Here is a 24,931-nt window from a genome sequence, read left to right as displayed (position 1 = left end):
TATGTACAAAGTAGAGGACATTATGTAGTAATCCCACCTAGAGTAGGGTTTAGAATAAACGTTTTACCTGCAAATTTTGTACGAGTTAGTTTTAGCAATTTTAACTACTTTTTTGTTGAAGGCATATTTTATATCCAAAATCAGAATCAATATGAAGTGGTAGAACCAGCCATAGGAACCGTGGTTTATCAACTTCCCGATGATTATGAAAAAGTGGTGATTGACGGGTTAACGTATTACGAATATGCGAATATACTTTATGAAAAAATTCAAATAAATGGCACAAGAGCCTACGAGGTTGTAGGTATCATTGATATGGAATAAAAAATTAAATTTGGTTAGTGAATTGGTTATTTAGTTGTTAAGGAGGTTTTTAAATAAAAGAAACCTCCTTATCTTTTTTATAAAAAAACAAGTTTTAAAAATAAATCCATCAAGTAATTATGTGTTCACCAAGCATTTTTAAAACGATGAAGCTTTTCCTAATAAAGATATTTTTATGAATATTAATCTACTAAGTTGCTATGGCTTTAAAAGAGATAAAGCTTATCTTTGAGATAGAATAACCATAACCTACAGTAATTGCAAAACACATTAATAAAAAACTTCACAATATCCGATATTGTTGAAATAATTGGCGATAATCCTCAAAAGGATAGCGATTTGCATGTACACATATCTAAAAATAAATTTGAAGTAATTCCGTTTTCTCATCCATTTCGTGGTGGCAACTATTCCTTTTTATTAGTAATTCAAGGTGAACTAAAAGTGCAATTAAATCTTATTAATTATACGATAGGAGAAAACGAGATGATTGCAATTAAACCCCAAACAGTTATTCAAGCACTCGATATGAGTAAACATTTGGAAGTTGTTTGTATTAGTTTTACAGTGGATTTTATTCTTAAAAATGCTTTTAAAAAATCTGAATTTGATGCTCTAGATTTTTTTACCGCTAATAGTATCCCTAAATTAAAATTATCTAACGATGATAAAGATACAACCTTAACGCTAGCAAAATTATTAGCTAAAACCAATGCGGCCGATGCAGCCGATATTCCCTTTAGGGATGAATTAACTTACCATACATTTGATTTGTTAATGTATCATTTTGGATCGCTGTTTACGATAGCTTATCCAAATTTAGAGGCGGAATTGACCAGACAAGAAGAATTAACACTACGGTTTTTAAAAATCTTAAACGATAATTTTAAAAATGAACATTCAGTACAGTTTTATGCGGACATTTTGTGCTTAACTTCCGGGCATTTATCTAAGGTTTTAAAAGAGGTTTCCGGGAAAACTGCAGGTCAATTAATAGATGATGCAATCATTATGGAGGCCAAAATACTTCTTAATAATCCGTCTTTAAGTATTTCTCAAATAGCCTATGAATTGAAATTTAGCAATCAATCCTTCTTTGGAAAATATTTTAAAAAGAACACAGGGATTTCGCCTTCACAGTATAGAAAAGGCAATTAACATTAAGTTGTTAATCTGAAGTTGTTAGGATTAATTAAAATACCTGATTTTGACCAAAATGAACCTTTTTTTGACTAAAATTTAGTAGTTTTAAATCCTTACTTTTGGTTGTAAAACATTAAATTTAATTATGAACATTTTAGTCGCCACAAATTTTTCAAAATTATCAGACAACGCGGTAATGTATTCTGCATCGCTAGCTATGGAGTTTAAAACAAAGCTCATTATTTTTAATGCATTCCAACTATCTACTCATGCTTCAAATGCTAGATTATCAGGAGCATCAGTAGAAGTTTTGATAGAGAATAATAGGAGCAGGCTAGAAAAATTAGCTTTAGATATAATGGAGAAGTTTGATATTAAAGTGGAATATAAATGTAGTTTTGTTAGTTTGGATCAGGAAGCTGAACGTTTGATGGAGGCATACAATAGTCGTCTTTTGGTTATTGGTATGTCACCTAAATCAATGGAGCAAAATTTACTTGGCAACCCAACTACAACTTTAATAAGTATGAAACGTTTTCCTGTTTTGGCTGTTCCAATTGATGCAAAGTATGCTGGAATTAAAAATATTCTATTTGCTTGCGATTTGTTAGCAGGTATTCCATTAAAAACATTAGCAAAATTGCGCGAATTAGCAATTATGTTAAATGCTAAAGTTACCGTTTTTTATGTTGAACAAAAAGTAAATGAATTAAAAGCAATTGCTAAAGACGAAATTAATAATGAATTGGAGGATGTTACTATTTTATACAAGAATGTAAAATCTAATACTGTTATTGAAGCTATAGAAACGGAACTTAAAAAATCTAAATCTGATTTATTAGTAATGATGCCCAGAAAATATGGTTTTTGGGAGTCTATAATGCATAAAAGCAAAACTAGAGTTATGGCTTCAGGATTAAATATTCCATTACTTTCAATTCCTATAGAATAACCCTAAAACTATAAATTTAGTTTTTAATTTAACAAACCTTAAAATTCCTTTTTTTTGACCAATTACACCCTTTTATAGACCTTTTAAAATTCTTAACATAGGTTGAATTTTGTAGAGTAAATTAAAACAACCAATACTCACAATATTAAAACCTATGAAACAAATAGTCACTCTAGCAACATTAGCACTTTTATTAGTTAGTTGTTCAGATAAAAAAGAAAAAGCAAAGGACGTATCGATACCTAAAGTCATAACTAAAGAAATAAAAACATCTGCTGATACTGAAGTTCTAAAATATAGCGGAACTATTGAAGCAGATAACACGGTGTCTTTGGGATTTTCTGTCCCAGGAAGAATAGCGAATGTATATGTACAAGAGGGACAGAAAGTCAGCAAAGGACAATTATTAGCATCCATAGATGTTACCACCTTTAAAAATGCATTCGATATTGCCAATGCAGGCTTAGAGCAAGCTAACGACAACTTTAAAAGACTTAATAGTTTATATCAAAAAGGTAGCTTGCCAGAACGTGATTTTATAGCTATTAAAGTTGCTGTAGCACAAGCAAATGCAAATAAAAACTTGGCAGCCAAAAACTTATCGGACACCAAATTATATGCACCCTTTTCAGGGTTAATTACTGCAAAAATGACCGAAATTGGAGCTACTGCCGCTCCCGGAATTCCCGCCTTTACTATAATGAAAACAGATCAGGTTTATGCTAAAGCATCCATTACCGAATCTGAAATATCGAAACTTAAGATAGGTAAAAATGCGCAAGTAGAAATTCCTTCTATGAACGAAACATTTCTTGGAACTGTTGCAATTGTTAACCCTAGCGCCGACGCATTAACCAGAACCTTCAATGTAAAAGTAAGAGTAGATAATGCCGAAGGTAAACTGCTACCAGGCATGATTAGCACTATTAAAATTGAAACAGGCAGTACCATTAATGTTATTAGTATTCCTTCGGAAAGCATTGTAAGAGACGCTAATGATATCATGTATGCCTATGTAATAAAAGATAAGAAAGCCATTAAAAAGAGAATATCGGTGGGAGGTTTTAAAGGAAACGAAATCATCATTACTAATGGATTATCCGTGGGTGATAAAGTTGTTACAGCTGGAAATAAAAATTTAAGAGACGGACAAACAGTAGCACTATAATTCCCACTGAAAGATGAAAAAAGTAAAGATAAATTTTATAGAAGCCGCAATGAAGTACCACCAGGTAACCATTGTGATGACTGTATTGTTAATGATTTTAGGAATTTACGCCTTAGCTACCATGGCGAGAAGCGAAGACCCAGAAATTACAGTCAGAAAGGGGCTGGTGGTCGCTGCTTTTCCAGGTGCCGATGAAATTCAAGTAGAGCAACAATTAACAAATCAATTAGAGCAATATTTATTTGGTTTTGAAGAAGTAAGAAAAGAAAAAACAATTTCAGAAACTAAAGAAGGTCAAGTAGTTATTACTGTTGAGTTAAATGAAAACGTAAAAGATACCGATGGATTTTGGGCCAAATTACAACATGGTTTGAATACCTCATTTAGACTAAATTACACATTACCATCAGGCATTATAGGCCCTATTGTTAATAGTGATTTTGGAGATGTTGTAGCACAAATGATTACTGTTTCGGCACCAGGTCGTACCTATGCTGAAATTGAAACCTATTTAGATAAACTTGAAGACGGATTAAAAACCATAAATGAAACTTCTAAAATTAAACGCTACGGTGGACAAAAACAACAGATTTATGTGACTGTTTCAGATGAAAAAATGCGTCAATATGGATTTGATTTTTCTACCATAGCACAAGTCATTCAAATGCAAAACAGTATAGGCTATTCTGGAGAAATTACTCTAGAAAATTCTAAAGCCTCTGTATTTGCAAAAAATCAATATAAAAATGAAGCAGATTTAGCTAATCAAATCATATACAGCAACCCCAATGGCAAAGTGGTTCGCTTAAAAGACGTTGCAAGCATTGAGCGCAGATATGAAGAGGTTTCGAGTTATATAAAAGTAGGCGACCAAAAAGTAATGATGTTAACGGTGGAAATGCAACCCGGGAATAACATTGTACAATTTGGAGAAAAGTTAAAAGAAAAAATAGAAATTGTAAAACAACAATTGCCACAAGATGTGGTTATTAGCACAATTGTAGATCAACCAGAAGTTGTAAAAGGAAGTATAAGTCATTTTATGCTGGAGTTTGTCATTGCAATTCTAGCTGTAATTATTGTGGTAATTTTATTATTACCATTTAGAGTAGCCATCGTTTCTGCAGTTGCCTGTCCAATAGCAATAATTATCACTTTCGGAATTTTAAATATTATCGGGATAGAAATTCATCAAGTTACTTTGGCTGCCTTAATAATCGTTTTGGGAATGGTGGTAGATAATGCCATCGTTGTTGTAGATAATTACATTGAAAAACTAGATGAAGGTGTTGATCTCTGGACGGCCGGTTGGCAAAGTGCTACCCAGCTTATGGTGCCTATTTTCACAGCAACTATGGCTATAATTTTTGCTTTTTTGCCATTAGCATTTTTCTTAAATGGTATCGCAAAAGAGTTTATCCAAGCTTTACCAATAGCCGTAGCGGTAGCCTTATTCGCATCGTTATTAGTAGCGCTTTTATTAACACCTTACATGTGTTATGTATTTATAAAAAAGGGGTTAAAACATAAAGTAAGCGATGGTAACAAAAAGAGCTTGTTAGATAAATTACAGCATGTATTTAATAACAGTTTAGATTTTAGTTTTAAATGGCCAAAAACCACCCTATTATTTGGTGTATTATCTATTGTTTTAGCCATGATAGTTGCTACGGGCTTAGAACAGGAATTATTTCCAACGGCCGAAAGAAATCAATTTAACATTGAAGTTTGGTTACCAAATGGCTCTAGTTTGCAGCAAACGGATGCCATAGTTAAACGTATAGAAAATGAAATTAAGGATGATGATAGAGTAGTGGGTTTAGCTAGTTTTGTAGGTGAAGGTTCTCCAAGATTCCATGCTACTTATGCACCCGAATTTCCACGAAAAAACTTTGCACAAATATTCATTACAACTAAAGGAGCAGAAGCAACTCAGGAGTTGGCAGATGAGTTTATTAAAAAGTTTGAAGGATTTATTCCTGATGGTTATATAAGAATAAGACAATTATCATTAAAAGAAACTCCCGCACCAATTGAGGTTAGAATTGTAGGTGAAGATTTAAACAAACAAAAACAAGTATCCGAAGAAGTAAAAGCAATTTTAGAAACTGCGGAAGGAACCAATTGGGTAAGAACTTCGTATGAAGACGATTATTATGGCGTAAAAGTAAATTTAAATGATGATAAAGCGAATCGATTAGGAGTTACCAATGCTATGGTTTACAAAACGTTAGGTGCTGGCTTAAAAGGATATCCCGTATCTAATTTATATGAAGGTGATAAGTCTATTGATATTTTATTGCGCTATGATGTTAAAAATCGTGAGAATATTAACGATTTGGGTAACCTGAGTATTTCCACACTTTTTGGCACTAAAGTACTTTTAAAAGAAGTGGCAAGCATCACTCCCGAATGGCATACAGGTGCCATTACTCACAAAAACGGATTAAGAACCTTAACGGTTAGGTCTGAAACCCAAATGGGAATTAAAGCGGCTACCATTCAAAAGGACATCATGCCCAAGATTAAAGATTTGGATTTACCAGAAGGCATCTCCATTAATTATGGCGGGGAATATGAAAGTACAAATGAAACCACACCTCATATGATGGCTTCTTTAGGCATAAGTTTAATACTTATTTTCTTGGTTCTACTATTTCAGTTTAAAGATTTTACAAGAGTATTAATTGTTTTGTCAACCTTTCCCTTAAGTTTATTAGGCGCATTTCTGGGCTTATTTTTAACCGGAAACCCTATAGGTTTTACAGCATTTATGGGCATAATAAGTTTAATTGGAATTGTGGTTAGAAACGGTATTATTCTGGTGGATTATGCCGACGAATTAGTGCTGGAACACGGGTATTCCGTTAAAGCTGCAGCTAAAGCATCTGGAAAAAGACGTATGCGCCCCATTTTCCTAACATCCATTGCAGCTGCTGTTGGTGTTGTTCCTATGATTGTAGGTAAATCGCCCCTTTGGGCACCTTTGGGAAGTGTTTTGGCAGTCGGTTTGATTGTATCAATGGTTTTAACCTTATTTGTAGTGCCTATTCTGTATTACAAATTTGTTAATCCACAACTTGATGCTGTACATCCGCGTAGTGATGCAGAAGAAATTGAAACTATCTTATACAAACCAAAACGAAATAGAACAATTCGAAAATTGGAAGTTATCAAACATAAATTCGAAAAACGAATCCATCGTAAAAATTAGATTAGAGCGCTACTGTTTCCAAGATTAATAGCATTACAAAGTATCTTAAATAGGAAGCAGTAGCATCTATTTCAAAATTAATATTCAAAAAAAAACATGAAAACACATATCTATATTCTATACATAGGTTTATTATTTGCTTGTATTCCTTTTCAAAATATAAAGGCTCAGAATCCATTATTGAGTTTGGAAGAAGCCAAATCCATGGCCTTACTTAACAATAAAAAAATAAAAAAAGCTTCACAAAACATTGAAGCCGCTAAGGCTGCAAAAGCATCTATTTATGCGTCCGATAAACCTTTTGTAGAAGCCAACGCCATAGGTATGCATCTAGGCGAACCTATAAGTTTATTAATTCCAGAATATAATGCAAGTGCAACTTTAGGTGTATCGCAGGTTATTTATGCAGGTGGAAAAATTAATAAAGCAAAAAAAATAGGGAGTTCTGCAGTCGATTTGTATTCAGCACAAAAAGAATTAACCGATAGCGAAGTATTATTGGAAGTTGAAACCACCTATTGGCAAATAGTGAACGTTAAAGGCAAGGTTGAATTAGCTGAAAAATATAAAGCCTTGTTAACGGAACTACTTAAGGATTTAACCAATTTATTTGAGGCCGGAATTATTTATAAAAATGATGTGTTACAGGTAAGTGTTAAATTAAATGAAGCTGAATTAAACCTTACCAAAGCCACCGATGGTTTAGCCATATTAAAACTAAAAATGGCACAACTTATAGGTATGGCCAATACTAATTTTATGGTTGAAGATTCCATTACTAATGAAGCTGATTTGACTAATGAAATATCTCATACAGAAGCGATAGAGAATCGACCTGAAATAAAAATGCTAAGAAACGCCGTTGAAATTGAAGAGTTGCAAACCAAAGTATTGCAAGCCGACAGAAAGCCAACGATTGCCTTAAATGTAAGCGGTTTATATGCCACCGGAGAACATATTAATTTTTCGGATGGTACAAATGATATGACGACTTATTATGGTTTGTTAAGTGTACATATTCCTGTTTTTGATTGGGGAAGCAGAAAGCAAAAAGTAAAAGAGCAAAAGTTTAAAACAGAAGCACAAAAATTAGAATTAGAAGAGACTGAAGAATTATTATTAATTCAAATTGAAAACGCTTATTTGGAATTACAGCAAGCTCTAAAACGTGTAGAAATTACAAAGAATTCATTAGCGCAATCAGAAGAAAACCTAAGGTTAAATGAAGATCGTTTTGATGCAGGCACTGTTATCGGGAAGGATTTATTAGAAGCACAAGTGCTTTGGCAACAAGCTTATTCTGAGGTTATTGATGCAAAGGCACTGTTTAAAATTAGTGAAGCGAATTACAAAAAGGTTGTTGGTAACTTACATTGAATCTAGAAATAAAACATCATTCCAATGTGTGGAAGCAAAAAAAATATCATCATTCAAAAATCTTGTAATTTGTTTTTTAACTACGGTATTCAGCATATTACGATGGATGATATCGCAACCGAATGTGGTGTTTCTAAAAAAACCATCTATAAGCATTTTGAAAACAAAACTGATTTATTGCACAAGGTCATCAAAATAAAAGCTGAAGAATTAAAACAATTAATTAAAAATAATCAATTAAAAAATTTAAATCCTATTGAAGAATTATTATTGTTTTTTAAACATATAAATCATTTAGCACTTCATATGTCACCAACTTTTGGTAAGGAGTTAAAACAATTTCATTCTAATATTTTCATTGAGGTTTACCGATATAAAAACAGTATCGTTTTGCCTTTTGTAATTGAAAATATAAAAAAAGGTAAAAACGAAGGTTTATATAAAGCAGATTTAGACCCCGAAGAAATTTGCTATTCTTTTGATAATGTATCAAAAATAATTTTTACCGATGGCTTCTTATCCGTTACCAACAAAAAGTCAATAGATTTTATAAATTCGCTCTTTATGTATAGGTTAGTTTCTGTTAAAGGATTGGAATATTTAAAGGGTGTCAATACCTCTATTGTGTAAATTAAAAACTTAAAAAAAACATTTAAAAAGTTAATTAATATATATTCAAAATGAAACCCATTTAACTTGAAGGTTTGTTCTCTATTAGCCTTTTAAAAAAAAATTAAGGCTACAACTGATTTTTCTCATGTTTAGTTGTTAATTATGCCGTTACTTTTACTGCTTGCAAAAAAAGCTTTAGCATTCTATAATCCGAAGAAGTAAAGGGACAATTGGAATAAAATTAAATTTAACAAATGAAAAGAGCATCTCTTCTAGCAATCATATTAACAACCTCATTTACAGTCATATCTCAAAATAAAGATTTTAATTCCATAGTAAAAATAGGTGGGTTTATTAGTACCGATGCCAGTTTAACAACACGACAAACTGTAGAGGCAAGAGATGAAGTTTTGCTAATTCTTGCACCACAACCCATAAAATTAGATAGTGAAGGTAATGATATTAACGATACACCTTCCTTTAATTTTTCAACTTTAAGCACAAGAATTAATGCGAAAATCACAGGTCCGGATGCTTTTGGTGCTAAAACAATGGCTTTTATAGAAGGTGATTTTTTGGGAATAAACACCGATACAAAGTATAGTTTTAGGCTACGACATGCATTTATAAAATTAGATTGGGAAAAAACACAATTATTAGTGGGTCAGTATTGGCACCCAACATTTATAACAGAATGCTTTCCTGGAAATGTAACCTTTGGTGCAGGAGTGCCATTTAATCCGTTAGGTAGAAATCCGCAATTTAAGTTCACATATCAAGTAGGTAAAGTTGCCTTAAGCTTTACCCAACTTACTAACGGACATTTTACTAACAAAGGCGTTTTAGACTCACAAATAAATGCCTTAATACCCGAACTTCATTTGCAGGCACAATATAAAACGCCTCACTTTGTTGGTGGAGCAGGTGTAGGGCATAAAATATTACGACCAGAAATTGTAACTGCAAACGATTACGTTACCAAAGAACGCATTCATAGTAATACCGCTTTTGCTTATGCCAAATTTACAACTGCACCATTTACTTATAAAGTCTACAGTATTTTTGGTCAGAATAACGATAACCTAGTAATGATGGGGGGATATGCTGCAATAGATAAAGTATACACCCAAGACCAAATAACCAAAGGCATAGTAGAATATACCCCTTACAATACACTTTCCGGATGGTTAGATATTCATACCAACGGAAGTCAAATTATAGCAGGTGTATTTGCTGGTTATTCTGAAAATTTAGGTGCATCAAAAAAAGTGGATATCAATAGCTATACAGGAAGATGGGGTAATGTAAAAGACATGATGCGCGTTTCTCCACGACTTGTTTTTGTTTCAGGCAAAACAAGTATTGGTACCGAAATAGAATATTCTTTGGTGAACTACAATAAAGGCGATAGCAATGGCCAAACCAATGAAGAAATAACGGGTTACGACAGCTATGGTAAAGTCACTAGCTATGAAGCTGCAGATAATGTTAAACTTTTATTGAATTTTACGTATTACTTTTAATGCTTTTATGCTACCAACCATCAATTACACATTGCATGGTATATGGGCTGGTTTCAGATAGTGGTAAATCTTGAAGCGATTCACCTAATAAATTTCCGCTAGCAACACCCGTAACATTTTTAAACCTGTAAGACCAGCAATATCTTAAACTAGGATATTCGACTGAATAAGTAACTAGATTATCGATCAAAACAAGGTTATCAAAATCACTGAAAGCCATAAAATAGCCCAAAAATTGATTTCTTCGTACATCTGCATCCGAACTGTCATACATATACATACCACAGCTATTACAAACGTTTTCGTGAATATAGGTTACTCTGTTATGACCTTTATCTCCACCACTAGAATATTGAATATAACCTAATCGGCCATTTACTGAACCGGTAGACATAGTAATCGTGTTTCTAGCAATAATATTATGGGTTTTATGCCAACTTACAATCGGACCATCAACATAAGTGTTCTCATCACCTTGTTCCATGATATTATCTAAAATAAAGACATTTTCACCGGTGGCATTCACAATATCTCCACCAGTGTTATGATGAAAATAGTTGTTTTGAATTAAAATATCCTCATCAACACGTCCTGGGCCTTCAATATCAATACCAAATTGTGGACTCGTACCATTTATATGATGGATTTCATTATCTGTAATTTTAATTCGTAAACCTCCAACAATTGAAATTCCTTGGCGTCTGTTGTTATAGATATTGTTATTTATAAAAGTAACATCATTGGAGTCTAAAACTAATGAACCATCACCCGTAACATCCCTAATTTCCATATTTTCAATTAATACCTGGTTATTATCCCAAACACAAATGCCATGACCTTCATCATGCGACGTTGCAGCATCATTACTTCGTGGTGCATAAACATGTGTATCTCGGTCGCCTTTTATTATACCATTACGCACGGTAATATTATCGCCATTTAAACGTAATACACAATAATTCCACTTATCATTGGTATCAATTTCCAAAATAGCATCTGCACTAAATACAAATTCAGTATTACTATAAATTTCAATACCACCTTGGTAAATGCTGTTTACATCTTCTCCTACTAAATAATTACCTGCGGGCAAGTTAACTTTTGTAAACCCCTCATTATGTGCCCAATCTATGGCTGCCTGTAAATTTGCTGTGGTTTTTGTGGCATTCGTTCGGTTACTTGGGATGTCCCATTCCAAAATATCGATGGTATACTCTTTGGGGTTTAAAGTAGTGGGTAATTGTACATCAAAAAGCACAATAGGTAATCCGTTAGCATCTAATTCTTCAGCTTCTACATCATTGGATAGATTCAAATCATCATTATCATTAAAACAAGAATTTAAAAGAAAGGAAGACAAAAAGAGTAGGTAATAGGCTTGGATTTTCATGGGGATATTTTAAAAGTATTTAATGTTTGTGAGCGCTAATTTTTGTTACAATGACAATACGCATCCATGGAATTGATTTGTTATTTTCCTGTTTAGGTTTAGGTAATAATATACGTTAAGGATTGTTCTTTAGATTGTACAATACTTTATTTTATGAAAAAAAGAAGATTTATTATCTTTAAAATGAAGCTCTGTAAACTTTAAGAAACAGATGTACTATTAAAAATATAAGATGTTCATTTATAAATAAGTGAAAACAGTTGTTACTTTTTTTATATCTTAGAAAAGCTGTATTTACCAGGATATTTTAACAAGAAATCAAAAATTAAATTCCCATAATATGTTACAACATGTTTTATTAGAACGCGACATTTACGCATCAGAAGAACACAAAATGATGCAAACCATGATTCAGGATTTTATTAAAAATGAAATACTCGATCACATGGATGAATGGGAAAAAAATGGTATGGTTTCTCGTGCTATTTGGGAACGCGCAGGAGCTTTAGGCTTACTATGTATTGATATGCCCGAAGCCTATGGAGGCACAGGTTTAGATTTCAGTTTTAGTGCTCTTTTTATTGAAGAATTAGGAAGAGAAGGTATTACAGGTCCAGGGTTTTCATTGCATTCTGATATTATTGCACCCTACCTTTTAAAGTACGGCACCGAAGCACAAAAACAAAAATATTTGCCTCCAATGGCTACAGGCAAAATTATTACCTCTTTAGGTATGACAGAACCTGATTGTGGTAGCGATCTTAAAGCTATTAAAACCACAGCTGTGGATAAAGGTGACCATTATTTGGTAAACGGACAAAAAACCTTCATTACCAATGGGTATATGAGTGATATGTCCATCGTTGCTGTAAAAACCAATGTAGGCTCAGAAAAAGAAGGTGTGTCATTATTAATTATGGAAAGCGCTTGGGAAGGTTTTGAAAAAGGCATTCCATTCAAAAAGATAGGTATGAAAGCACAGGACACCTGCGAGTTGTTTTTTGATAATGTAAAAGTGCCTAAAGAAAATTTATTAGGAGAAGAAGGACAAGGATTTAAAATCATGATGACAGAATTAGCCAGAGAACGCTTAACCGTTGCGCTAAACGCTATTGGTGGAGCAGAAGGTGCTATTGAAAAAACCATTGCTTACACTTCTTCTAGAAAAGCTTTTAAACAACCCATTGCTGCATTCCAAAACACACAATTTAAATTGGCAGAATGTGCTACCCAATTACAAATACATCAAGCTTTTTTAGATCGTTGTACTTTATTACTGGCAAAACATGAACTCACCGCTGAAAGTGCTTCTATGGCGAAATATTCGGCAACCGAAATGCATAACAAAGTAGTTGATGAATGCTTACAACTATTTGGTGGTTATGGTTACATGTGGGAATATCCCATTGCCCGTATGTACGCAGATAATCGCGTTGCTAGAATATATGCAGGAACTAACGAGATTATGAAATTACTGATAGCTCGTGGCTTGTTTAAAGAATTGTTTCAAGAGATAAAGGCACAACACAAAAGGTAATTATTCCGCATTTTTCCAAGCGTCTTGTAAAAAATCTAAGTCTTTTTTAATGCGTTTTAATACTTCTTTTTTATCAATTGAAATTTTAGTAAGTCCTTTTTCTGCACCACCCAAATCATATTCCACGTGAAGTGATACTGGAACATTTATTTTATAGGCTTTCAACAAAGAAAAGTAACGTTTAAAATCAACCATCCCTTCACCACATGGCACATTAATGGGCTCCCATTTTCCATTCACAACACCCCATTTAACATCTTTTAAAACAATAGAATTGATAAAAGGCTGAATAACTCTTAATCCAAGTTCCCAACTTTCACCACCCTCAATAACGGCATGCCTTATATCATATTGGCTACCTAAAAACTTGTTTTTTGTCCCCTCCAAAATTGGAATTAAATCCCAAATAGGCGCACCAACATATTTACCCGAAATATTTTGATAGCCACCAACAATACCAAACTTTTCATTTAACAACTCTAATTCTTTTGCTTGTTTAGCAAAAAGGGCTTGACTTTCTTTAATAGATTTATTTTCAGGATAGGTTAACCAAGCCGAACGATAATGCGTGAAACCTAGTTTACTTGCCGTTTCTAAAACTGTTTTTTGAACTAAATTTTTAGCATCCCAAACATTGGTAGACATCATTTGTATGTTTAGCCCATACTTTTTCATTGCTTCAACAGCCTTAGGTAAATCTGTTTCTACTTGTTCTGGCAATACATGCCCTTTTGGTCGTACCGTTAAATCAATACCATCAAAACCCATGTCTGCAGCGGCAGCCGACATGTCGTTATAATCCAAAAATTGTAAATGTTTTGAAAACAAATGCACATTAAGGCGCTCAGGTAAAGATGAATCTGTTGGATTTATGTCATTTTGGAAAGACATTAGCGGAATACTTGCTAATCCTAAGGCAGAAATTTTAGCAAATTCTCTTCTAGAAAAATTAGTTGGAAGCTTACTCATTTTATACTGTAAATTGGAAATGAAATTATCCTATGAAGATACTATTTTTTTAAATGGATTATGAAATTAGATTGATAAAAATAAGTAGTTGTTATATTTATACATTACTAAAATGTATGACGCTGTTCTTCTGTAGACGAAGCATTTAATAATTGATGAAAGGCCTTAATATTATTAAAATTAGAAGTTATTGCTCCAGAAGCTGCAATACCCGAAATACCTGTTTTTAAAATTGCTAAAACATCTTCAACCGTAATACCACCAACACCAATAATAGGTGTTTTGGTATTTAAAGTTTCTACAATTGCGGTAAAACCATCTAAACCTAAAATAGCAGGTAAATTAGCCTTAGTAGTTGTAAATCTAAAGGGGCCTAAACTTATATAATCTACTTCCTTACTAAGTAAAGCTTCACAATCATTTAAGTTATTAGCAGTTCCTCCAATCATCTGCCAGGTATATAGATGCTTTCTAACAAGCATAGGGCAGGCATCTGTTTTTCCTAAATGTACACCATCAGCTTTAATGGCTTTGGCAATTTTAAAATCATCATTAATAATTAATCTAGTTTGAAAATGGGAAGTGATTTCCTTTGCAGCCTCAGCGGTTTTTAAATATTTTTTTTCTGAAACATTTTTTAAACGTAGTTGTACTAATTCGGCACCAGAAGTACAGGCCTTTTGTATGTTTTCCAAATGTTCTTTTGGAGAAATGCCTTGAGATATGTAATGTAATTTCGGTATAATCATATGAAAAACGATGGTGAGTTGCTAATTATTCGTGTTTGCTAAGAGACTTTCCATTGCATAAAACAATCGGTTTTGAGCATTATGCTGTGATCCAAAAATAGAACGAAACAATTCGCCCGTTTCTGTAATCAGCAACCATTGTGGTGTACCTTCAGCATTAAATTGATCGAAAACCTTGTGATGTTTATCTATATAAATAGGAAACGGAACCTCACCGCTTGTAAATATACTTTTAATATTGGCTTTTGTACCTTCTCTATTCACAAAATCGGCATGAATGCCTATTACTTGTATAGATGGATATTGCTGTTGAAACTTGTAAGCCAAAGGAATAGCACGTCCGGTGCAGCCCAAACAATCGTTGTTGTAAATTATTAGTAGCAGAATCTTATTTTTGTAAGTAGATATTAAATCGACCGCTTTACCATCTAAATCTAAAACAGGTATGGATTGTACAAAACTATGCATTATTGGATTTATCTTTATAGGAATGATTGCAAATTTAGGGATTTAATCCGGCAGATAGGTAATGTTTTTACCAAGCTTCAATAATTAAAGCAGGACTATCCAAATCATAGGCAACCTGATTAAAATTGCCAAAGAAATTACAATTATTAAAATCTGCATTTTTCAATAAATCTGCTAATTGATCTTGTAAAAGTGGCAATAAAGAAATACTGTTTTCAATGAGCTCTTGAGTTGTTTTAACTGTTAATCGGGTATTAAAATCGATTTTATTCTCAGATTTTCTATAACTATAATAACGCTCAAAAACAATGTCTTCGTTGTCTATAAGCGGTAATTGTGTTATGTTTTTTGAAAGCACTTTATCATAATTAACAATTTGCAGCAATAGTTTGCCACTTGATTTAAGGATTACCCGTGCTTGCTTTAAAAAATCGACTACAGCATCAAAAGAACTTAAATGTACTAATGTGTTTCCAAAACAAATAATGCCATCTATCGTATTTTTATCCTTAATTGTATTCAAATCTAGCATACTTAGCTGTTGAAATTGAATGGTATTTAACGTGCTTTTTGTGTTTCGTAAAGCAGCCTGTATCATTTCAAAATCCATATCAATTCCAAGTATATGTTTGTAGTAGGAACCTAATTCAAAAGAAAGTGTTCCAATACCACAACCAACATCAATAATGTTACTATCAGGATTGGGTATTTTTGATTTAATAAATTCAATTTGTTGAACATTAATTTTAAAAATATGATGATAATAAGGAGCAATTTGTTGATAGAAACTCATGATTGGGTATTTAATTTTTAAGGCAGGCTATTTATATGAGTTTTATTAAATTTAAAACTACTTTATTTAACTAATAAATTTTCATAAAACAACACAATCAATTGATTTAAAATAAGTTAAATCAATCTATCTCAACATAGGCTCCAAGACTTCCCAAACATTTTTAGCTAATAGTTTATGACCTTCTTTTGTAGGATGAATACCATCTGCCTGATTTAATTCTGCAACACCACCAACATTTTCTAACAAAAACGGAATTAATTGCAAGTCATTTTTTTTAGCCAATTCGGGAAATATATTTTTAAATTCTGTTGTATAATCTTGCCCCATATTAGGTGGAATTTGCATACCTGCTAGAATGATTTTAGTAGATGGATATTTATTTCTTACAGCATCTATAATAGCTTGTAAGTTTTCTTTGGATTGTTTTAAAGGAACACCTCTTAAACCGTCATTTGCCCCCAATTCTAATATGAAAATAGTTGGTTTTTCACTTAAAACCCAGTCAATTCTATTTCTTCCACCTGAGGTTGTTTCACCACTAACACCCGAATTAACAATGCTATAATCTAAATTCAAAGAATCTATTTTAGCTTGGATAATTCCAGGAAAAGCATCATTCATATCCTCTAAACCATAACCTGCGGTTAAACTATCACCAAAAAAAACAATTGTTTTAGAATGTTTCTTTTCTGAGTTTACAAGTTCAGTATCAGTATTCGTTTCGTCTTTCTCTGTTTCCTTTTTAGAGGACTCAGATTTACAAGACAACAGAAGTAGAAATACAAAAAGACAGCAAAATTTTAAGAAAACCTTTTGAGTTCTAGTGTCGCTTTTCATTATCAATTGTTTATTTTTCAGCATCAGAATATTTTAGTTCAATAATTAAATAGGAATAATGTCAAATATATTAAAGATTAATGATTTAGAGAAAACTTATACAAGTGGCTCTAAAAAATTAACCGTCATAAGTAATATCTCTTTTGAAGTAGAAAAGGGGAGTGTTTTTTCAATTGTGGGACCTTCGGGAAGTGGTAAAACCACCTTGCTGGGGTTGTGTGCAGGTTTAGATTATCCAAGTTCTGGAACAGTTGAATTATGCGGTACCATGTTGCATGATTTAAATGAAGATGAACGTGCAGCCTTACGAAATAAAGAAGTAGGTTTTATTTTTCAGAATTTTCAATTGTTACCAACCTTAACTGCTTTAGAAAATGTGATTGTTCCTTTAGAATTGCAGGGTGAAAAAAATGCGACTAAATTTGGTGTCTCATTATTAGAAAAAGTAGGTTTAGGCGATCGTTTACACCATTATCCTACACAGTTATCGGGAGGAGAACAACAACGTGTGGCATTGGCTCGGGCCTTCTCAAACAAACCATCTATATTATTTGCAGATGAACCCACAGGAAATTTAGATGAAGAAACAGGCGAAAAGGTCATTCAATTACTTTTTGAATTAAATAAAGAAGCTGGTACCACCTTGGTTATCATAACGCATAATTTAGATTTAGCTAACAGAACACAACAAATTCTACGATTAAAAGGAGGGAAGATTACTTCTAACGAAAAAATAAGCAATATTTAATGAGTAAACATAATACAAAAGCAAATTTTCAATGGCTTTTAAAAATGGCTTGGAGAGACGGAAAGGCAAGTCTTGCAAGATTAATGCTTTTTATGGCAACTATTATATTAGGGATTGCTGCCGTGGTTTCCATACAATTGTTCAGCAATAATTTAAAACAAAATATAAAAAAACAATCGAAAGCCTTAATGGGTGCCGATTTCATTATTGATAGTAACGATTTACCTTCTGAAAAAGTACAAGCCATAATAGACTCTTTAAAGGCCGATGCTTACGAGGTTAACTTTGTTTCAATGGCTGCCTTTCCTAAAAATAACGGAACAAAGCTTGTAAAAGTTAGGGCTATGAAAGGTAACTTTCCTTTTTATGGAAGCATAGCAACCACTCCAGAAAATGCCGGTGAAAACTATCAAAAATTAGGAGGCGCACTGGTTGATGCAACCTTACTTTTACAATACAATATAAATCCCGGCGATTCCATAAAAATAGGTGAAATAACCATTCCAATTATAGGTGCTTTAAAATCAATTCCTGGAAGTACTGCTATTTCTTCTTCTGTAGCGCCGCTGGTTTTAATCCCTTTTAATCTTTTAGAAGAAACGGCATTATTACAAGTTGGTAGTAGAAAAGAATACCAATACTTTTTTAAAGCCCCAGAAGTAGACTTGGAAGCATTAGATAAAACACTAGATCCAATTCTTAAGGCTGAAAATGCCGATATAGACACGCACATTAGTACAAGTAAACGTTTAGGAAGACGCTACGATAATGTAAGTCGGTTTTTAAATTTAGTTGCTTTTATTGCTCTGTTACTTGGTTGCATTGGTATTGCTAGTTCTGTTCATATTTACATTAAGGAAAAACTGAAAAGTGTTGCGGTATTAAAATGTTTAGGAGCTTCAAGAAAACAAACATTTTTAATTTTCTTGCTTCAAATTATTAGCATCGGATTCATTGGTGGTTCGATAGGTTCTGCTATTGGTACGACATTGCAATTTGCATTTCCGTTTATATTACAGGATTTTTTACCCTTTAATGTGGAAATTTCAATTTCTGTGTTACCAATAATTTTGGGTGTTGTATTGGGTATATTAATGTCGGTTTTATTTGCATTATTACCCTTATTAGGCACATGGTATGTATCGCCTTTAGAAGTTTTAAGAGGTTCTGAAGATAATTTACAAAAACCTAAAAAAGCACGCATTGCAGTGCTATTGGCCATTCTGCTTTTTATCTTTTTGTTCTCTTTTTTAATTCTTAAAGATGCTATAAATGGATTGGTTTTTACTGGCGGCATTTTAATTACAGTTACAATTATGGCAGGTGTAGCTCAGGTATTTATCAAGTTGATTAAGAACTACTTTCCAAGTTCTTGGGGCTATACCCAACGTCAGAGTTTATTAAATTTATTTAGACCCAACAACCAAACCATGGTACTAGTTTTGGCGATTGGTTTGGGTACTTTCTTAATCAGTACTTTATATTTTACCAAAGATATTTTACTAGCTAAAACCTCGTTAGAAAATAAGAAAAGTGATGCTAATATTATTTTGTTGGATGTTCAAAGCAAACAAGAAGCAGCACTTTTGGCCTCATTTAAAAATAAAGGTTTGGAGGTTATTGATAACATTCCTATCATAACCATGCGTATACAACGTATAGGTAAGGAAACAGTCGCTCAGGCGAGCAATGACAGTATTACTAAGAGAAGAAATAGAATTTTAAATAGAGAATTTAGAGTTACCTACAGAGATACACTTGTTGAAACAGAAGAAATTTTGGAAGGCAAATGGACGGGGAAATTTGTTCAAGGATCACCTATCCTTATTTCAATTACCGATAATATTGCAAAAGATGGAAATTTGAAAATAGGTGATGCAGTGACTTTTAATATTCATGGTGTTGTGATGGAAACGATTGTGGGGAGCATTAGAAAGGTAGATTGGAGCAGTATGAAAATAAATTTTAATATTTTATTTCCATCGGGAGTTTTAGAAAACGCACCTCAATTTAATGTGGTTACCACTTATGTACCCAGTAAAGAAGGTTCTGCAGAATTACAAAGAGATTTGGTGCAAAAATATCCGAATATTACTATTCTAGATTTACGTCAAGTGTTTACCATTGTTGAAGCTATTTTAGATAAAATTTCGTGGATTATTAATTTTATGGCATTCTTTAGTATTTTAACAGGTTTTATAGTGCTTATCGGTTCCGTGCGTAATAGTAAATACCAACGAATTAAAGAAAGTGTGTTGCTGAGAACTTTAGGTGCAAAAAGTAGACAGATCTTACAAATTACAGCATTAGAATATGTTTATTTAGGACTATTAGGTAGTTTAATAGGCATTTTAATGGCTTTAATTGCTAGTCAATTATTAGCCACCTTTTTATTCAAAGAACCTTTTATGCCTTCAGCAATTCCATTTCTTGTTTTTCTACCTGGTATAACTTTATTAGTGGTGCTCATTGGATTAAGTAATCTTAAATCTGTTTTAAGAAGTCCGCCTTTGGAAGTGTTACGTAAAGAAGTATAGTCATAACATAAGTTCTTTCTAATTCATTTCTGCAAAAAGTATTCAACGTTCTGCGAAACGTATACATCCACTAAATTGGATTTGGTGAATTTTGCCTTATTAAATCGATAAGAAAAATATATTCAACAGAAATGAAAACAAAACAATTTGGTAAAGAAGGATGGACACCGGAAAGAATCGGAAATTTAAAAGGAAAAACATATCTTATTACAGGTACTACGAGCGGAACTGGTTTTGAAGCAGCGAAAATATTGCTAACCAAGGGAGCAAAAGTGGTAATGCTTAACCGGAATTCTCAAAAATCTGATAAAACTATACTTGTTTTAAAACAAGAACTTGGCAATCATATAGATGTTTCTAATATCGTTATGGACTTGGCAGAAATGGCTTCAGTTAAAAAAGCTGTAGAAGAAGTACTTAAGAAAGTTCCTGTAATCGATGCCCTTATCTGTAATGCGGCCATTGCCCAAGTGCCCAAACAAACCCTAACGGTTGATGGTTTTGAAAGCCAACTTGGTGTAAATCACTATGGTAACTTTTTGTTGCAGGCCTTACTTTACCCTCGAATTGAAGCGTCTAAGGGGCGTATTGTAACTGTAGGAAGTATGGGCTATAATTTAGGTATTAAAACCATTCAGTTTGACGATATGAACTGGGATAAAAACTATAGCCCTAATGGCGTATATAGCCAAAGTAAATTAGCACAGATTATGTGTGTTTACGAATTACAGGACAAGCTAAAAAAAGCGGGGAAAACCGATGTAAAAGTCTATGCTTGTCACCCAGGAGCGTCATCTACTTCGTTAATTAAAACCAGTGGAAGTTTATTGACACGGTTCGTATGGCAACTCATGAAGTTATCTCCCTTGGTACAGTCTGCTAAAAAAGGTTCGTACCCAGAATTAATGTGTGCAACCGAACTAAATCTAGATGAAAGTGGTTTTTATGGTCCTACAGGACGAAATTATTGGACAGGTCCAGTTGGTGAATGTAATTTAGAGCCACATGCAAAAAATAAATCTGTAATGGAGAAACTTTGGACAGTTTCAGAAAAGGCAATAGGTTTAAAGTGGAATTTTTAAATTATAGAATCAAAATAAAAACATTATATCATGGATATATTAAAAACAGCTACAGATTGGGCCAAAGACGAACTTTTTTCCACTCCTTTTTTCATACTATTTGGAATAGGGTTTGTATTGGCAAGCATAGGTTTTTGGCAAATGGGAAAAACGGACATAGCAAGAGCTTATATACTGCCTACCTTAGTGGCTGGAGTTTTACTTATAGTTATAGGATCAGGGTTGTTTTTTACCAATAAAGCGAGAATCGTACAATTTAAAACAGATTATAATACCGATGCTTCGGCTTTTGTGCAATCAGAAATTAAACGCGCCGAAAGTACTTTAAATGAATACCAGACCATTGTTTTTAAGGTTATTCCGCTAATAATTGTATTAGCTGCCTTAATTATTATTTTTATCAACACCCCAAATTGGAGAGCTATTAGTATCACAACAATTGCGATGCTAATTGTTATTTTGTTAATTGATGGTACGGCTCATGCTAGAATTGAAACTTATAATAAACATTTGGTTTCAGTAGCTAAAAATGAAAAAGAATAAAGGATTCAAAATGGTTGTAAAAAGCTGTAAATTTGAAAAGATGCATTAAAATGAAAACAATAATAAACATAAATAGTATTACCGAGTTTCATAGGTTGTTAGGGTTGCAAAGTCCAGAACATCCTTTAATTTCAGTTATACATACCAAAGACCTTCCTAAAGATTTACATATTCAATCTGGGAAATACAAGTTGAATTTTTATATGATAAGTTTAAAAACTCAATGTGATGGCCAAATAACATATGGCCGTAATTCATTTGATTTTGAAGAAGGTTCAATGATTTTTACAGCCTCCGGACAAGTATTTGATTTTGAAAATGCTGCGAGCAATCAATTAAACACGGAAGAAGGCTGGACACTAATTTTTCATCCGGATTTTATTCGGCATACTCCTTTGGCCGCACAAATTTCTGATTATACTTTTTTTAATTATGAGGTGTATGAAGCCCTGCATATTTCAGAAAAAGAAAAGAAAATGCTCTTGGAATTTATTAAGAACATTAATATTGAAACAACCAATAATATAGATAGACATTCCCAAGAGCTTATCACCATTAATTTAGAAAGTATTTTAAAGTATAGTAAACGGTATTACGATCGTCAATTTTACACCAGAACAAACCTAAACAAAGATTATTTGGTACAGTTTGAGCGCTATTTAAAAACCTATTTTGCGTCGCCCGAGCTGGTAAATAAAGGCTTACCAACTATAAAACAATGTGGGGAAGCCTTAAATATGTCGGGGCATTATTTAAGTGATTTATTAAAAGCAGAAACTGGCGAAAGTGCCAAAGAGCATATTCATAATTACATGATAGAACAAGCTAAAAACAAACTTTTAAGCAGCACATCTTCAGTAAGTGAAATAGCCTACGACTTAGGTTTTGGGTATCCACAGCATTTTAGCAAACTATTTAAACTAAAAACTGGCATTAGTCCTTCAGAATATAGAAGCTTAAACTAATAATTCAATCAAAATGAAAGTAATAATTACGGGTTCTACCGGTATGGTAGGCCGTTCTACGCTAAATGAATGCTTGTTAAACAACAAAGTTAAACAAGTACTTATTATTAATCGCAGACCATTAGGCGTTTCACATCCAAAGCTTAAAGAGATTATACATACAGACTTTTCGGATTTTAGCACGTTAAAAAATAAATTGATAGATTATGATGCGTGTTTTCATTGTATGGGTGTTTCATCGCTAGGTAAAAATGAAGCAGAATTTAGCAAGTTTACGTATACCATTACAAAATCTTTAGCAGACACATGTTACGATGCGAATCGAAATATGATTTTTAATTATGTATCGGGTTCAGGCACTGATTTTAGCGAACAAGGAAAAATCATGTGGGCTAGGGTAAAAGGTAAAACCGAAAATTATATTTTAAATAAAGGCTTTAAAGATGCCTATTGTTTTAGGCTTGGTGCTCTTATTCCAGAAGGAGACGTAGGTTCGGGAAGCAGTTGGTACAAATACATTTATATGGTTATGAAACCATTTTATCCATTAATGAAAAAAATTAAGTCGGTAACTACAAGCAGCAAGTTTGGAAAGGCCATGATAAATTCGGTACATGCAAACCAAAAGTTAAAGCACTTAGAAGGTATAGATATAAATAGAATGGCTTTGTTGAAGTAAATTGCTTTTACAGGAATTAAAAAGATGAATTACAAGTTGAGAAAATATATAAAACACATGATTTTAACGCTTTCCATTTTTATTGCTTCCTTAGTGGTAGCATATTTTTTATTTGTTGGTTTTTATCCTTCATTTGGTGGCGACCTATCTAAGGAAAGACAAACTGAATATGCAAGTTCCGAACAATTCAACAATGGTAAATTTGAGAATACCAAGCCTGTTAATATGGAATTAAGTTTTTTTGAAACGTTATCATTATTTCGTAAATTCCTTTTCACTAAAGTGGAAAATGGGAGACCAAAAAACGATATAGCTGTTAATAAAATAGATTCCTTAAGTATTGCAAATTATGCAAGTCCTACGCGTTTTGTTTGGTTTGGCCATTCCTCCTTTCTAATTCAAATGAATCATAAAAATATTTTGCTTGACCCTATGTTTAGCCCTGTCCCTGCACCACATAATATACTAGGAGGGAAGCGGTTTAGTGCTGAATTACCTATCGAGGTTCAAAAATTACCAAAAATTGATGCTGTACTAATTTCGCATGACCATTACGACCATTTAGATTATGAGTCTATTTCCATTTTAAAAGACAAAGTGGCAACATTTTACACGCCTTTGGGAGTTGGAGTGCATTTAGAAGCTTGGGGCGTTTCAAAAGAAAATATCATTGAGCTAGACTGGTGGCAAGAAACCATGTTTGATGATTTAAAATTTATTTGCACACCTGCACGTCATTTTTCAGGAAGAAAGTTTAATAACCGACAAAGTACACTATGGAGTTCTTGGGTTATTCAATCTGATATGGAAAACATCTTTTTTAGTGGCGATAGTGGTTACGACTCACATTTTAAAGAAATTGGTGAAAAATATGGTCCTTTTAATTTTGCGATGTTGGAATGCGGTCAATACAACGAAATGTGGCCAGAAATACATATGTTTCCTGAAGAAACTGCTCAAGCAGGACTTGATTTACAAGCCAATAGAATTATGCCCATTCATTGGGGTGCATTTAAATTAGCCTTACATTCTTGGACAGATCCTGTGGAACGTGTTACCAAAAAGGCTAAAGCATTAAATTTGCCAATAATTACACCAAAAATTGGTGAAGCTTTCTTATTACAAGATGAAATTATAAATAATCAAGATTGGTGGCAATAAGAATGCACCTAAATAATGTCATTTAGGTAATTGAAATCTATAACATTTAAAGTGTTCAAGCATATTAACCTTCCATAGCATTTAAAGTTATTTAATTAACAAATCATTATGGGTTTAAAAGTGTATTGATGTTTAAATTTGTAGGTAAAAGGAAATT

The 24,931-nt window shown here is 32.9% G+C and carries 22 protein-coding genes; 16 read left to right on the top strand and 6 right to left on the bottom strand.

The features are described 5' to 3' along the window. From ABYI63_RS07455 to ABYI63_RS07420, 8 genes are all read left to right on the top strand, one after another. Window positions 1-324, top strand: a 324-nt coding sequence (locus tag ABYI63_RS07455; RefSeq protein WP_372755046.1) for a DUF6515 family protein, incomplete at its 5' end; no start/stop codon positions are given. 258 nt (window positions 325-582) lie between these two features. Then, window positions 583-1,482 (top strand): helix-turn-helix domain-containing protein, encoded by a 900-nt coding sequence (locus ABYI63_RS07450; protein WP_372755044.1) that lies wholly within the window; start codon window positions 583-585, stop codon window positions 1,480-1,482. A 130-nt stretch (window positions 1,483-1,612) separates the two neighbouring features. Beyond that, window positions 1,613-2,419, top strand: a complete 807-nt coding sequence (locus tag ABYI63_RS07445) for a universal stress protein (RefSeq protein ID WP_372755042.1) — start codon at window positions 1,613-1,615, stop codon at window positions 2,417-2,419. A gap of 154 nt (window positions 2,420-2,573) precedes the next feature. Beyond that, window positions 2,574-3,587 carry an efflux RND transporter periplasmic adaptor subunit gene (locus ABYI63_RS07440; protein ID WP_372755040.1) on the top strand — a complete coding sequence of 338 codons (1,014 nt, stop codon included), beginning with the start codon at window positions 2,574-2,576 and terminating at the stop codon, window positions 3,585-3,587. 13 nt (window positions 3,588-3,600) lie between these two features. Next, entirely contained in the window at window positions 3,601-6,801 is a 3,201-nt protein-coding gene (locus ABYI63_RS07435) for an efflux RND transporter permease subunit (protein WP_372755038.1), read from the top strand. 96 nt (window positions 6,802-6,897) lie between these two features. Continuing rightward, a complete protein-coding gene (locus ABYI63_RS07430) occupies window positions 6,898-8,178 on the top strand; it encodes a TolC family protein (RefSeq protein WP_372755036.1) in 1,281 nt (426 codons plus the stop codon). Between the two features lie 24 nt (window positions 8,179-8,202). Beyond that, entirely contained in the window at window positions 8,203-8,808 is a 606-nt protein-coding gene (locus ABYI63_RS07425) for a TetR/AcrR family transcriptional regulator (protein WP_372755034.1), read from the top strand. 236 nt (window positions 8,809-9,044) lie between these two features. Further along, entirely contained in the window at window positions 9,045-10,313 is a 1,269-nt protein-coding gene (locus ABYI63_RS07420) for a hypothetical protein (protein WP_372755032.1), read from the top strand. Window positions 10,314-10,323: 10 nt separating this feature from the next. Here ABYI63_RS07420 and ABYI63_RS07415 read toward each other — a convergent pair whose 3' ends face one another. After that, window positions 10,324-11,703, bottom strand: coding sequence for a right-handed parallel beta-helix repeat-containing protein (locus tag ABYI63_RS07415; RefSeq protein ID WP_372755030.1), 1,380 nt, complete (start codon window positions 11,701-11,703; stop codon window positions 10,324-10,326). Between the two features lie 340 nt (window positions 11,704-12,043). Here ABYI63_RS07415 and ABYI63_RS07410 point away from each other — a divergent pair, with 340 nt between their 5' ends. Continuing rightward, the gene (locus tag ABYI63_RS07410) at window positions 12,044-13,240 is read left to right on the top strand and encodes an acyl-CoA dehydrogenase family protein (RefSeq protein ID WP_372755028.1); all 1,197 of its coding nucleotides are present in this window, start codon (window positions 12,044-12,046) and stop codon (window positions 13,238-13,240) included. Here ABYI63_RS07410 and ABYI63_RS07405 read toward each other — a convergent pair whose 3' ends face one another. The 5 genes from ABYI63_RS07405 to ABYI63_RS07385 all read right to left on the bottom strand — a co-directional run bounded on the left by ABYI63_RS07405 (window position 13,241) and on the right by ABYI63_RS07385 (window position 17,059). Continuing rightward, window positions 13,241-14,209 (bottom strand): sugar phosphate isomerase/epimerase family protein, encoded by a 969-nt coding sequence (locus ABYI63_RS07405; protein ID WP_372755026.1) that lies wholly within the window; start codon window positions 14,207-14,209, stop codon window positions 13,241-13,243. Window positions 14,210-14,316: 107 nt separating this feature from the next. Next, a complete protein-coding gene (thiE, locus tag ABYI63_RS07400; RefSeq protein ID WP_372755024.1) occupies window positions 14,317-14,958 on the bottom strand; it encodes a thiamine phosphate synthase in 642 nt (213 codons plus the stop codon). A gap of 21 nt (window positions 14,959-14,979) precedes the next feature. Beyond that, window positions 14,980-15,426 carry a TlpA family protein disulfide reductase gene (locus ABYI63_RS07395; protein ID WP_372755022.1) on the bottom strand — a complete coding sequence of 149 codons (447 nt, stop codon included), beginning with the start codon at window positions 15,424-15,426 and terminating at the stop codon, window positions 14,980-14,982. A 67-nt stretch (window positions 15,427-15,493) separates the two neighbouring features. Next, window positions 15,494-16,219: a class I SAM-dependent methyltransferase gene (locus tag ABYI63_RS07390; protein ID WP_372755020.1), complete on the bottom strand. Its 726-nt coding sequence runs from the start codon at window positions 16,217-16,219 to the stop codon at window positions 15,494-15,496. Between the two features lie 126 nt (window positions 16,220-16,345). Continuing rightward, entirely contained in the window at window positions 16,346-17,059 is a 714-nt protein-coding gene (locus ABYI63_RS07385) for an arylesterase (RefSeq protein WP_372755018.1), read from the bottom strand. A gap of 58 nt (window positions 17,060-17,117) precedes the next feature. Here ABYI63_RS07385 and ABYI63_RS07380 point away from each other — a divergent pair, with 58 nt between their 5' ends. The 7 genes from ABYI63_RS07380 (at window position 17,118) to ABYI63_RS07350 (ending at window position 24,774) form a co-directional block, all read left to right on the top strand. Next, window positions 17,118-17,807, top strand: a complete 690-nt coding sequence (locus ABYI63_RS07380; RefSeq protein WP_372755016.1) for an ABC transporter ATP-binding protein — start codon at window positions 17,118-17,120, stop codon at window positions 17,805-17,807. A gap of 44 nt (window positions 17,808-17,851) precedes the next feature. Continuing rightward, window positions 17,852-20,344 (top strand): ABC transporter permease, encoded by a 2,493-nt coding sequence (locus tag ABYI63_RS07375; RefSeq protein ID WP_372755050.1) that lies wholly within the window; start codon window positions 17,852-17,854, stop codon window positions 20,342-20,344. Between the two features lie 131 nt (window positions 20,345-20,475). Beyond that, window positions 20,476-21,426 carry an SDR family NAD(P)-dependent oxidoreductase gene (locus tag ABYI63_RS07370; protein ID WP_372755014.1) on the top strand — a complete coding sequence of 317 codons (951 nt, stop codon included), beginning with the start codon at window positions 20,476-20,478 and terminating at the stop codon, window positions 21,424-21,426. A 30-nt stretch (window positions 21,427-21,456) separates the two neighbouring features. Continuing rightward, a complete protein-coding gene (locus ABYI63_RS07365; protein ID WP_372755012.1) occupies window positions 21,457-21,969 on the top strand; it encodes a hypothetical protein in 513 nt (170 codons plus the stop codon). Window positions 21,970-22,019: 50 nt separating this feature from the next. Further along, the gene (locus ABYI63_RS07360) at window positions 22,020-22,934 is read left to right on the top strand and encodes a helix-turn-helix domain-containing protein (RefSeq protein ID WP_372755010.1); all 915 of its coding nucleotides are present in this window, start codon (window positions 22,020-22,022) and stop codon (window positions 22,932-22,934) included. 13 nt (window positions 22,935-22,947) lie between these two features. Then, a complete protein-coding gene (locus ABYI63_RS07355; RefSeq protein WP_372755008.1) occupies window positions 22,948-23,613 on the top strand; it encodes an NAD-dependent epimerase/dehydratase family protein in 666 nt (221 codons plus the stop codon). A 57-nt stretch (window positions 23,614-23,670) separates the two neighbouring features. Continuing rightward, window positions 23,671-24,774, top strand: coding sequence for an MBL fold metallo-hydrolase (locus tag ABYI63_RS07350; RefSeq protein ID WP_372755006.1), 1,104 nt, complete (start codon window positions 23,671-23,673; stop codon window positions 24,772-24,774). The last annotated feature ends 157 nt before the right edge of the window (window positions 24,775-24,931 follow it).

Origin of the sequence: Mariniflexile sp. (genome assembly GCF_041583155.1) — a bacterium.
In the GTDB taxonomy this organism is placed as follows: Bacteria; Bacteroidota; Bacteroidia; order Flavobacteriales; family Flavobacteriaceae; genus Mariniflexile.
The sequence above is the reverse complement of the archived record's forward strand: the minus strand, read 5'-3'. Positions and strand labels throughout refer to the sequence as shown.

Excerpts from the sequence above, each read along its gene's own strand:
- ABYI63_RS07445 (WP_372755042.1), top strand. The coding sequence starts at position 1,613 with ATGAACATTTTAGTCGCCACAAATTTTTCAAAATTATCAGACAACGCG.
- ABYI63_RS07440 (WP_372755040.1), top strand. The coding sequence starts at position 2,574 with ATGAAACAAATAGTCACTCTAGCAACATTAGCACTTTTATTAGTTAGT.
- ABYI63_RS07435 (WP_372755038.1), top strand. The coding sequence starts at position 3,601 with ATGAAAAAAGTAAAGATAAATTTTATAGAAGCCGCAATGAAGTACCAC.
- ABYI63_RS07430 (WP_372755036.1), top strand. The coding sequence starts at position 6,898 with ATGAAAACACATATCTATATTCTATACATAGGTTTATTATTTGCTTGT.
- ABYI63_RS07425 (WP_372755034.1), top strand. The coding sequence starts at position 8,203 with ATGTGTGGAAGCAAAAAAAATATCATCATTCAAAAATCTTGTAATTTG.
- ABYI63_RS07420 (WP_372755032.1), top strand. The coding sequence starts at position 9,045 with ATGAAAAGAGCATCTCTTCTAGCAATCATATTAACAACCTCATTTACA.
- ABYI63_RS07415 (WP_372755030.1), bottom strand. The coding sequence starts at position 11,703 with ATGAAAATCCAAGCCTATTACCTACTCTTTTTGTCTTCCTTTCTTTTA.
- ABYI63_RS07410 (WP_372755028.1), top strand. The coding sequence starts at position 12,044 with ATGTTACAACATGTTTTATTAGAACGCGACATTTACGCATCAGAAGAA.
- ABYI63_RS07405 (WP_372755026.1), bottom strand. The coding sequence starts at position 14,209 with ATGAGTAAGCTTCCAACTAATTTTTCTAGAAGAGAATTTGCTAAAATT.
- thiE (WP_372755024.1), bottom strand. The coding sequence starts at position 14,958 with ATGATTATACCGAAATTACATTACATATCTCAAGGCATTTCTCCAAAA.
- ABYI63_RS07395 (WP_372755022.1), bottom strand. The coding sequence starts at position 15,426 with ATGCATAGTTTTGTACAATCCATACCTGTTTTAGATTTAGATGGTAAA.
- ABYI63_RS07390 (WP_372755020.1), bottom strand. The coding sequence starts at position 16,219 with ATGAGTTTCTATCAACAAATTGCTCCTTATTATCATCATATTTTTAAA.
- ABYI63_RS07385 (WP_372755018.1), bottom strand. The coding sequence starts at position 17,059 with ATGAAAAGCGACACTAGAACTCAAAAGGTTTTCTTAAAATTTTGCTGT.
- ABYI63_RS07380 (WP_372755016.1), top strand. The coding sequence starts at position 17,118 with ATGTCAAATATATTAAAGATTAATGATTTAGAGAAAACTTATACAAGT.
- ABYI63_RS07375 (WP_372755050.1), top strand. The coding sequence starts at position 17,852 with ATGGCTTGGAGAGACGGAAAGGCAAGTCTTGCAAGATTAATGCTTTTT.
- ABYI63_RS07370 (WP_372755014.1), top strand. The coding sequence starts at position 20,476 with ATGAAAACAAAACAATTTGGTAAAGAAGGATGGACACCGGAAAGAATC.
- ABYI63_RS07365 (WP_372755012.1), top strand. The coding sequence starts at position 21,457 with ATGGATATATTAAAAACAGCTACAGATTGGGCCAAAGACGAACTTTTT.
- ABYI63_RS07360 (WP_372755010.1), top strand. The coding sequence starts at position 22,020 with ATGAAAACAATAATAAACATAAATAGTATTACCGAGTTTCATAGGTTG.
- ABYI63_RS07355 (WP_372755008.1), top strand. The coding sequence starts at position 22,948 with ATGAAAGTAATAATTACGGGTTCTACCGGTATGGTAGGCCGTTCTACG.
- ABYI63_RS07350 (WP_372755006.1), top strand. The coding sequence starts at position 23,671 with ATGATTTTAACGCTTTCCATTTTTATTGCTTCCTTAGTGGTAGCATAT.